A 9,271-nucleotide genomic window follows, 5' to 3' on the forward strand; every position below is an offset into this window, starting at 1 on the left:
GGCGCCGGTGGGCACCATGGCCGCCCCGCGGACCGCAGATCATTCCCCGGATCCTGTCCGGCAGGCGCTGCTTGACGTCCGGCACGAGGTAGCCAAGGCAGTTGTGGGCCAGGATTCCACCGTGACGGGCATGTTGATCGCATTGCTGTCGCGCGGACATGTGCTGCTCGAAGGCGTGCCGGGCGTTGCCAAGACGCTCCTGGTCCGTGCCCTGTCCGCGGCGCTGAGCCTTGACACCAAGCGGGTCCAGTTCACCCCTGACCTGATGCCCGGCGACGTCACGGGTTCCCTCGTCTACGATGCGGCAAATTCCGAATTCAGCTTCCGCGAAGGCCCCGTCTTCACCAACATCCTCCTGGCCGACGAAATCAACAGGACGCCGCCGAAGACCCAGGCCTCACTGCTGGAGGCGATGGAGGAACGGCAGGTGTCCGTCGACGGCGTATCGCGCCGGCTGCCGGTGCCCTTCATCGTGGCTGCGACGCAGAATCCCGTTGAGTATGAAGGCACCTACCCGCTGCCCGAGGCGCAGCTGGACCGTTTCCTCCTCAAACTGACCATGCCCCTGCCGGACCGGGCCGCCGAAATCGAGGTGGTCCGCAGGCACGCCGCCGGCTTCGACCCCCGCGACCTCGCGGCGGCAGGTGTCCGCCCGGTGGCCGGCGCCGATGAGCTGGAACGGGCACGGCAGGCCGTGGCCGCAGTCGGCGTCGCGCCCGAGGTGCAGGGCTACATCGTGGACGTCGTCCGCGCCACGCGTGCGGCCCCGTCCTTCCAGCTCGGCGTCTCCCCGCGCGGCGCCACCGCGCTGCTGAACACCTCGCGGGCCTGGGCCTGGCTGTCCGGCCGGAACTTCGTCACCCCGGATGACGTCAAGGCGCTGGCCCAGCCGTGCCTGCGGCACCGTGTGGCGCTCCGGCCCGAGGCCCTGATGGACGGTGTCCAGGTGGACGACGTGCTGGGCAGCATCCTGGCCTCCGTGCCGGTCCCCCGCTGATCCCATGGCCATCTCCGGGCGTTTGGTACTCCTCGCGGCAGCGGGGCTGGCTCCGGTGCTCCTCTTTCCCGGCTGGCTGACCGTGCTTGCCGTGCTCATGGTCCTCGGCGCGCTGGTCGTGCTGGACCTGCTGCTGGCAGCCCCGCTGCAGCAGGTCTCCGTGGAAAGGGCGGCACCCGCCAAGGTCACCCTTGGGGGCGCGTCGGACGCGGTGCTGACCGTGCACAACGACGGCTCGCGCCGGCTACGGGCCGTGGTGCGCGATGCCTGGCAGCCATCCGCCGGGGCGGAAAACCCTGTGCAGGAAGTGGCGGTTCCGGCCGGTGAAAGACGCCGTTTGAACGTCCGGCTCAGGCCGGTCCGGCGGGGTGACCTCAGTGCGCCCCACATCACCGTCCGGTCCTTCGGGCCCCTCCGGCTCGCAGCCCGCCAGAAAACAGTGCAGGCTCCCGGATCGCTGCGGGTGCTGCCGCCTTTCAACTCGCGGCGGCACCTGCCATCAAAACTGCGCCGGCTGCGGGAGCTCGACGGCAAGGCGGCCGTGCAGATCCGTGGCGCCGGCACCGAGTTCGATTCCCTGCGCGACTATGTCCGGGGCGATGATGTGCGTTCCATCGACTGGCGCGCAACGGCGAGACGGTCCGCCGTCGTGGTCCGCACCTGGCGGCCGGAGCGGGACCGCCGCGTGGTGATCATGCTGGACACGTCGCGGACCGCCGCCGCGCGCGTGAACGACGAACCCAGGCTGGACACCGGGATCGAGGCGGCGCTGCTGCTGGGTGTCCTCGCCGAGCGCGGCGGAGACCGCGTCGATTTCTTCGCCTTTGACCGGAGGATGCGCGCCCGGGCAGGCACGACGGCGGGCGGCAACCTGCTGGGGCAGCTGGTCCAGGCCGCGGCACCGCTGCAGGCCGAACTCATCGAACTGGACTGGGCACAGGTGCCCGCCCAGGTCCGTGCCGTGTCGGCGCACCGGTCGCTGGTGGTCCTGCTGACCACGCTGGATGGCGGCGCACCGGAGGAAGGGCTCATTCCGATGGCGGCGCGCCTCGCCCAGCAGCACGTGGTGGTGGTGGCGTCGGTCCGCGACCCCCTGCTTGGAGAGATGCTCCGGGAGAGGACGACGGCGGCCCAGGTGTTCCGGGCTGCAGCTGCGGAGCGCGCGCTGCTGGAACGGGAAGCCGTGAGCGTCCAGCTGCGCCAGTTCGGCGTCGAGGTGGTGGATGCGGAACCGCACCAGCTGCCGCCGGCGTTGGCCGACGCCTACATTCGGCTTAAGGCGGCAGGACGGCTGTGATGGACGCCCCGATCTACCGCCAGGCCCTGGGCGCCGCCTTCGACAGGCTGCAGCCCGAACTTCAGGCGTACTTTTCACTGGCGCCGGGTTCCGGCAGTTTCGGCATCGGCGAGGGCGTCTTCGACGTGGTGGGCTGCCGGCAGCGGTGGCTCCGGCCCCTGCTGCGGCTGACCGCCGGCGAGCAGGCCTTCTTTCCCGAGTACGGCGAGGGCGTGCCGTTCCGGATCGAGAACCATGCACATCCCGATCCCTTCGGCCGTTCCAGCCTGACCGCGCGGCGGGAAATTTTCTTCCCCGGCAGGACCAGGATCTTCCAGGACACCACGAGCGCTGAAGCGGGCGCAGCCGGCGGCCAGGCACGCCTCGTGGACTATGTGGGCCGGTACCGCCGGCTGGTCACCGACCTGAACCTGGGCGTCACCGCCGAAGGCCGGCTGCGGGGAGTCTCCGAAGTCTCCCGGCTGTTCCTCGGCCCGCTCCGGCTGCCGCTGCCGGCGGCACTCGACGCCAAGGCCTACGCGGAGCAGTGGTGGGACCCCGCCGCGGGGAAAACCGGGAAGCACAGGATCCAGGTGAAGGTGATCCAGCCGCAGCTCGGCCTCGTCCTGGTATACGCGGGCCACTTCGACTACCGGCTGGAACCCTATCCGCCGGGTACTTCGTCAGCAGGATTCCTGCCGGCGTACGCCCGGCCGGACCGCTGGGAGCCGCGGACCTGAACGGGCCGGCTAGCCCAGCGCCAGCTGGTTGAGGCCGTCGGCAACGTGGGTGAGCCGGGTCAGGATCTCCGTTGCAGCCGCGGGTGACTGCCTTTCGAGGCCGCCAGAGGGAGTGACCCGTACCGTGCCGAGCGCGGCCAGGGGCAGTCCCAGCTGCTGCCACGGACGCCGGACAGATTCCACGACCCCGGACGCCTTCGGCACACCGCCCGGCCCGTCGGTCCGCAAGGCTCCTGCCCAGAGCCGCTTGCCGGCTTCGACTGCCGCTGCAAGCTGTTCCCATTGCCGGGTGGTCAGGGCGAGCAGCGGCACGGCGATGGCGTCCGCGCCGGCGGCCAAAATCCTTTCGAAGGGGGCCTCGATTTCCGGCACCGCGACGGCGACCTCGGCCGCCCCGGCATCCCGGAGGGCGTCGATCACGACGCGCCAGAGCTCGGTCACTTCCTGCCCCGGAACGGAGCGCAGGGTGCGGTAGCCGCTGGACGTGGGAATGGTGCCGGCCAGGACCGGAGCGATGTCCGGCTCGTCGAGCTGCACCACGATCCGGGCGCCGGGAACGGCAGCGGACACCTTGGCCAGGTGCGCACCGACCCCCGCGGCGAGGGAAGCCGCGATGTCGCGGCGCGCACCGTAGTCGATCAGGGCGCGCTCGCCGTTGTGGAGATGCAGGCCCGCAGCCAGGCTCAGGGGTCCGCGCAGCTGGATCTTGAGTTCGCCGGCGGCGCTGTCCTCTTCACCCGCGATGTCCGCCAGGACGTTGATGTCGGTGGACAGGGCCGACCGTGCCCGCACCAGGTCCCGCCCGGGCCGGTCAACGATCCGCCAGCCGTGCGGCTGGACATCCACCGCCAGGTCCACCAGGAGTGAGGCCGTGCGGCCAATGGCGTCGGCGCCGACGCCGCGGTCAGGCAGTTCGGCAAGAAAGGGCAGGTGCGGGCTGCCGAGCTCACCGCGGATGATGCGGGTGGCTTCCACCGGATCCTGCCCGGGCCAAGGTCCCAGCGCGGTGGCCGTTACCTGGGCCGGCACCTGGAAGTCTGCGTCCGGCACGGCTTAGGCGGTCAGGGGTGCGGACGGGCTGGCCGTTCCGTCTGCCGTTCCGCCGGCGGCGTTGTGGTCCTCGGCAATCGCCTCGTGGTGCCGGATTACCTCGCCGATGATGAAGTTCAGGAACTTCTCCGCGAACGCGGGGTCCAGCTGGGCGTCCTCGGCGAGCCGCCGGAGGCGGGCGATCTGGGCCGTTTCGCGTCCGGGGTCCCCTGCCGGAAGACGGTGGGCGGCCTTGAGGAAGCCTACTTTCTGCGTCGCCTTGAACCGCTCCGCCAAAAGGTAGACAAGCGTTGCATCGATGTTGTCGATGCTAGACCGGATTGACAGCAGCTCCGCCATCACCGCAGGATCCACATGCCCGGCCAGCGAGCTGGCAGCGGGATCGTAGGAGTCAGTGTCAGGCAGATCATGGTTTAGCTCGGTCATGGTTCCAGTCTATGGGCAGCGCCAGACTCTCTGCCCGTGTTAAGGATGCTGGCAGAGAATGTAAGTGTTCGCACGTACCGATGAGGGAGGATGCACATGAAGATCGCAGTTCTTGGTACCGGCACGGTGGGCAGGACCCTGGCGGGCAGGCTCGTGGAGTGCGGGCACGACGTTGTCATGGGGTCCCGGAGCGCCACGAACGAGGCCGCGGTCGCGTGGGCAGCGGAAGCAGGCCCGCGCGCCAAAGCCGCGACCTTCTTCGACGCCGCGGCCGAGGGCGAGGTGGTCATCAACGCAACGCCCGGCGGCGTTTCGCTGGATGTGCTGGCTGCTGCCAGCACCATGAACCTCGCCGGCAAGGTCCTGATCGATGTTGCCAATCCGCTGGACCATTCGGCCGGCTTCCCGCCGTCGCTCTCCGTCTCGAACACCGACAGCCTGGCGGAGACCATCCAGCGGGCGTTTCCCACCGCCCGTGTGGTCAAGGCGCTGAACACCATGCGGGCGGATGTGATGGTGGCTCCGGACCGGCTGGCGGGCGGGGACCACGACGTGTTCCTGGCTGGTGATGATGCCGGGGCCAAGGACGTGGTGGCCGGACTCCTCCGCGAATTCGGCTGGCAACCGGAGCACATCAGGGATCTGGGCCTCCTTGAGGCGGCCCGGGGCATGGAGATGTGGCCCCCGCTGTGGCTCCGGATCTTCCTGAAGCAGGGTGACAGGCTGTTCAACATCAAGGTCGTGTCCGACTAGAACGGCGAAAAGAACTCCGGAACACGTGTCCCCGCCCGCGGGGGAGGACGGGGACACGCAGCGGCCGCATGAACGCCTAGATACCCAGCAGCGTGCGGTGGTCCTCCCGGCGTTTGGCCTGTTCGGCAGGATCCGGGACCGGCAGCGAGGCGATCAGGCGCTTCGTGTAGTCATGCTGCGGAGCACCCATGACCTGGTGGCCGATCCCCTGCTCCACGAGCCTGCCCTTGTACAGCACGCCGACCCAGTGCGAGAGCATGTCCACCACGGCAAGGTCGTGGCTGATGAACAGCGCCGCAAACCCGAACTCCTGCTGGATTTCCCGGAAGAGCTCCAACACTTTCGCCTGCACCGAAACGTCCAGGGCGGACGTCGGCTCATCGGCGATGAGCAGTTTCGGGTTCAGGATCAGTGCCCGCGCCAGGGACGCGCGCTGGCGCTGCCCGCCGCTGAGCTCATGCGGGAAACGGTCCGCGTACGACGCCGGCAGCTGGACTGACTCCAGCAGCTCACCCACGCGCTTGCGCGCCTGCGCCGGGGAAGGGTTGGTGTGGATGACCATCGGTTCGGCGACGCAATCGCCGATGGTCAGCTGCGGGTTGAAGGACGCCGCCGGGTCCTGGAAGACGAACCCGATCTCCTTCCGGAGCGGCTTGAAGCTCCGCTCCTTGAAGTTCAGCATCTCGTAGCCCAGCACGCTCAGGCTTCCGCCGGTGGTCCGGTTCAGGCCGGCGATGGCCCGGCCGATGGTGGTCTTGCCGGAGCCCGATTCGCCGACGAGCCCGAACACCTCGCCCTCGGACACCGTGAAGCTGACGCCGTCCACGGCCTTGAAGGCGGGGCTGCCCAGCCTGCCGGGGTATTCGATGGTGAGGCCCTTCGCCTCCACCAGCACCCTGCCGTCCTGGTGCGCCCGTTCGGTCAGGCCTTCGGAGGCCGAATGCCGGCCGAGGTGCGGTACGGCGGCCAGCAGCTTCCGGGTGTAGTCCTGCCGCGGCTCGGCGAAGAGGGTCTTGGCCGGGGCCTCCTCAACGACGTCGCCCCGGTACATCACCACGACGCGGTCGGCGAGGTCTGCCACGACCCCCATGTTGTGCGTGATCAGCACAATGGACGTCCCGTACTTGTCCCTCAGGTCCCGCAGGAGTTCCAGGATCTCCGCCTGCACGGTGACGTCAAGTGCGGTGGTGGGTTCATCGGCCACGATCAGCCCCGGGTTCAGGGCCAGCGCAGCGGCGATGACCACGCGCTGCTTCTGCCCGCCGGAAAACTGGTGGGGATAGTAGTTGACGCGCGTTTCAGGGTCCGGGATGCCCACCTTGCGCAGCGCTTCGACGGCCCGGGCCTTCGCCTCTTTCGCGGTGACACGCCTGCCGCTGTCCCGGCCCGAGTGGGCAAGGATCCCCTCCGCGATCTGCCAGCCGACAGTGAACACTGGATTCAACGCCGTGGACGGCTCCTGGAAGACCATGGCCACGTCCCGTCCCCGGATCTGCCGGAGCCGTGAAGGGGCCACGCTGATGACGTTGCTGCCGTTGATCACCACGGCGCCGGAACTGATGGCAGTCTCCGGCAGCAGTCCCAGAATGGTCTTGGCGGTCACGGTCTTGCCGGAGCCGGACTCGCCGACGATGGCGAGGACCTCCCCGGCCTTCACCTCAAGGCTTACATCCTTGACGGCATGGACATCCCCGGCGTCAGTGGCGAAGGTGACTTTGAGGTGGTCGATGTCCAGCACCGGCCCGGCGCCGGCTGCGTGCCGGTCAGAAACAGATCCGATATTGACGGTCATGAGCTTCTCACATCTGCTGAAATGGCTGCCGTGGTGGCCGCCGCGGTTGAATCCGGCCCACCCTTGTTGCCGGCGCGTTTGCGGCCGCGGAGGCGGGGATCGTTGAGGTCGTTGATGCTCTCCCCCACCAGCGTGAGGCCAAGGACGGTCCAGACAATGGCGAGGCCGGGGAACACGCCCGTCCACCAGATGCCCGAGGTCGTATCCGCCAGGGCCTTGTTGAGGTCGAAGCCCCATTCGGCGGCGGAGGAGGGCTCGATGCCGAAGCCCAGGAAGCCCAGGCCTGCAAGGGTGAGGATGGCTTCGGAGGCATTCAGGGTGAAGATCAGCGGCAGGGTCCGGGTGGCGTTCCGGTAGATGTGCCTGCCCATTATGCGGGTGCTGGAGGCACCCACCACCTTCGCCGATTCGACGAAGGGTTCCGCCTTCAGCCGGATGGTTTCTGCCCGAATGACGCGGAAGTACTGCGGAATGAACACCACCGTGATGGAAATCGCCGCAGCGAACACACCGCCGAAGAGGCTTGATTCGCCGCCGCTGATGACGATGGCCATCACGATGGCCACCAGCAGCGACGGGAACGCGTAGACAGCGTCGGCCACGACGACGAGCACGCGGTCCAGCCAGCCGCCGAGGTATCCGCTCAGCAGGCCGAGGATGACACCGGCGAAGATGGACAGCACCACGGCCACCAGGATCACGAGGATGGCGGTCTGCGCGCCCCAAATGACCCGGGACAGGACATCGTAACCGCCCACGGTCGTCCCCAGGAGGTGCTTACCGCCCGGCGGTTGCTGGGTGGGGAAGCTGCCGTCGGCGTCGGAAAGCTGCGCGAATCCGTACGGCGCAAGCAGCGGGGCGAAAATGGCGGTCAGGAGGAACGTGCCGGTCAAGATAAGGCCGACGACGAGCATGCCACGCTGGAGTCCGACGCTCTTGTTGAAGTGTGAGATGACGGGCAGCCGCTTGAACAGCGGGGCCCTGCGGTCCACGGTGGCTTCCACCGGAGTTGCAGTGCTCATGTCAGTACCTCACACGGGGATCGATCAGCGCGGCCACGATGTCCACGATGAAGTTGGTGACGGCGACGATCACGGCCAGGAGCACCACGATGCCCTGGACCGCCACAAAGTCACGGGCCGTCAGGTAGTTGGCGAGCTGGAAGCCCAGCCCCTTCCACTCGAAGGTGGTCTCGGTGAGCACGGCGCCGCCCAGCAGCACGGCGATCTGCAGCCCCATCACGGTGATGATGGGGATCAGTGCCGGCTTGTAGGCATGCTTGGTGACCAGCCGGAACTCGCTGACGCCCCGCGACCGCCCCGCCTCGATGTAGTCCCGGCCCAGGGTGCCAATGACGTTGGTCCGCACGAGCCGGAGGAAAATGCCTGCCGTCAGCAGGCCGAGTGCAACGGCGGGCAGGACGGCATGCGCCATCACGTCACCGAATGCCGCCATGTTGCCGCTCCGGAGCGCATCCAGCCAATAGATACCCGTGGGCGCCTGGAGTCCCGTGAGGGCAAGTTCGGTGGAGGTCTTCGCCCGGCCCGCCACAGGAAGCCAGCCCAGCCAGACGGAGAACGTCAGCTTCAGCAGGAGCCCGGCAAAGAACACGGGGGTGGCGTAGCAGAGGATGGCGAAGACGCGGAGCACGGCGTCGGGAAGGTGGTCCCGGCGGTGCGCGGCGATCATGCCGAACGGAATGCCCACCAGCAGCGCGACGATGAGCGCGTTGATGGTCAGTTCGAGGGTGGCCGAGCCGTAGGTCACCAGCATCTCGGTGACCCGGCGGTTGTCGGAGAGCGTGGTGCCGAAGTTGCCGGTGATCAGCTGGCCCAGGTATTCGAAGTACTGGACCGGAAGCGGACGGTCGTAGCCTGCGGCGTGGATCCGTTCCTGCAGCTGTTCCGTGGGCAACCGGCCGCCCAGCGCGGCCGTGATGGGATCGCCGGTGATCCTCATGAGGAAGAACACCATGGTCACCAGGATGAAAATCGTAGGAAAGATCAGGAGGAACCTGATCAGGAGGTATTGGCCCAGTCCCCCGCCGGACTTCTTTTTCTTGGTCGGCAAAAGGCCGTCGGCGTCGCTTGGCGGCGCCTCGATGAGAGTTGTCATTACTGCCTGATTCTGTGTTTCCGGGTCCGCATGGGTCCTGGAATCGGCTGTTCAGTGGCCATCGGCTGTTCAGTGGCCATAGCTGTTCAGTGGCCAGCCAGGGAGGCGGGACGCCCGGAAGG

9 protein-coding genes are annotated in these 9,271 nt (G+C 68.1%); 4 read left to right on the forward strand and 5 right to left on the reverse strand.

Annotation, left to right across the window (positions count from 1 at the left end):
• The first annotated feature begins 16 nt into the window (after nucleotides 1–16).
• The 3 genes from ACFUTU_RS17685 to ACFUTU_RS17695 are packed head-to-tail and all read left to right on the forward strand — an operon-like array spanning nucleotide 17 to nucleotide 3,013.
• Nucleotides 17–997, forward strand: a complete 981-nt coding sequence (locus ACFUTU_RS17685) for an AAA family ATPase (RefSeq protein ID WP_377966615.1) — start codon at nucleotides 17–19, stop codon at nucleotides 995–997.
• Between the two features lie 4 nt (nucleotides 998–1,001).
• A complete protein-coding gene (locus ACFUTU_RS17690; RefSeq protein WP_377966597.1) occupies nucleotides 1,002–2,294 on the forward strand; it encodes a DUF58 domain-containing protein in 1,293 nt (430 codons plus the stop codon).
• On the forward strand, nucleotides 2,294–3,013 hold the full coding sequence (locus ACFUTU_RS17695) for a DUF4166 domain-containing protein (protein WP_377966599.1): 720 nt from the start codon (nucleotides 2,294–2,296) through the stop codon (nucleotides 3,011–3,013). The genes ACFUTU_RS17690 and ACFUTU_RS17695 overlap by 1 nt, the downstream gene beginning before the upstream one ends.
• Before the next feature lie 9 nt (nucleotides 3,014–3,022).
• Here ACFUTU_RS17695 and ACFUTU_RS17700 read toward each other — a convergent pair whose 3' ends face one another.
• Nucleotides 3,023–4,042, reverse strand: a complete 1,020-nt coding sequence (locus ACFUTU_RS17700) for a hypothetical protein (protein WP_377966601.1) — start codon at nucleotides 4,040–4,042, stop codon at nucleotides 3,023–3,025.
• Nucleotides 4,043–4,066: 24 nt separating this feature from the next.
• Nucleotides 4,067–4,489 (reverse strand): chorismate mutase, encoded by a 423-nt coding sequence (locus ACFUTU_RS17705; RefSeq protein WP_377966603.1) that lies wholly within the window; start codon nucleotides 4,487–4,489, stop codon nucleotides 4,067–4,069.
• Between the two features lie 96 nt (nucleotides 4,490–4,585).
• Between ACFUTU_RS17705 and ACFUTU_RS17710 the strand changes: the two genes are divergently transcribed.
• Nucleotides 4,586–5,242, forward strand: a complete 657-nt coding sequence (locus ACFUTU_RS17710; protein ID WP_377966604.1) for an NADPH-dependent F420 reductase — start codon at nucleotides 4,586–4,588, stop codon at nucleotides 5,240–5,242.
• A gap of 76 nt (nucleotides 5,243–5,318) precedes the next feature.
• Here the strand turns inward: ACFUTU_RS17710 and ACFUTU_RS17715 are convergent, their stop codons facing one another.
• Genes ACFUTU_RS17715 through ACFUTU_RS17725 form a run of 3 tightly spaced genes read right to left on the reverse strand, consistent with a single transcriptional unit; the run spans nucleotide 5,319 to nucleotide 9,149 of the window.
• Nucleotides 5,319–7,034, reverse strand: a complete 1,716-nt coding sequence (locus ACFUTU_RS17715; RefSeq protein ID WP_377966605.1) for an ABC transporter ATP-binding protein — start codon at nucleotides 7,032–7,034, stop codon at nucleotides 5,319–5,321.
• On the reverse strand, nucleotides 7,031–8,056 hold the full coding sequence (locus ACFUTU_RS17720; protein WP_377966607.1) for an ABC transporter permease: 1,026 nt from the start codon (nucleotides 8,054–8,056) through the stop codon (nucleotides 7,031–7,033). The genes ACFUTU_RS17715 and ACFUTU_RS17720 overlap by 4 nt, the downstream gene beginning before the upstream one ends.
• Before the next feature lies 1 nt (nucleotide 8,057).
• Entirely contained in the window at nucleotides 8,058–9,149 is a 1,092-nt protein-coding gene (locus ACFUTU_RS17725) for an ABC transporter permease (protein WP_377966609.1), read from the reverse strand.
• Nucleotides 9,150–9,271: the final 122 nt, after the last annotated feature.

Origin of the sequence: Arthrobacter sp. NPDC057388, from assembly GCF_042668165.1 — a bacterium.
Taxonomy (GTDB): domain Bacteria; phylum Actinomycetota; class Actinomycetes; order Actinomycetales; family Micrococcaceae; genus Arthrobacter.

What these genes read in the sequence shown, in the direction of transcription:
- ACFUTU_RS17725 (WP_377966609.1), bottom strand. Translation starts at nt 9,149, where the DNA reads ATGACAACTCTCATCGAGGCGCCGCCAAGCGACGCCGACGGCCTTTTG.
- ACFUTU_RS17695 (WP_377966599.1), top strand. Translation starts at nt 2,294, where the DNA reads ATGGACGCCCCGATCTACCGCCAGGCCCTGGGCGCCGCCTTCGACAGG.
- ACFUTU_RS17720 (WP_377966607.1), bottom strand. Translation starts at nt 8,056, where the DNA reads ATGAGCACTGCAACTCCGGTGGAAGCCACCGTGGACCGCAGGGCCCCG.
- ACFUTU_RS17715 (WP_377966605.1), bottom strand. Translation starts at nt 7,034, where the DNA reads ATGACCGTCAATATCGGATCTGTTTCTGACCGGCACGCAGCCGGCGCC.
- ACFUTU_RS17690 (WP_377966597.1), top strand. Translation starts at nt 1,002, where the DNA reads ATGGCCATCTCCGGGCGTTTGGTACTCCTCGCGGCAGCGGGGCTGGCT.
- ACFUTU_RS17705 (WP_377966603.1), bottom strand. Translation starts at nt 4,489, where the DNA reads ATGACCGAGCTAAACCATGATCTGCCTGACACTGACTCCTACGATCCC.
- ACFUTU_RS17710 (WP_377966604.1), top strand. Translation starts at nt 4,586, where the DNA reads ATGAAGATCGCAGTTCTTGGTACCGGCACGGTGGGCAGGACCCTGGCG.
- ACFUTU_RS17685 (WP_377966615.1), top strand. Translation starts at nt 17, where the DNA reads ATGGCCGCCCCGCGGACCGCAGATCATTCCCCGGATCCTGTCCGGCAG.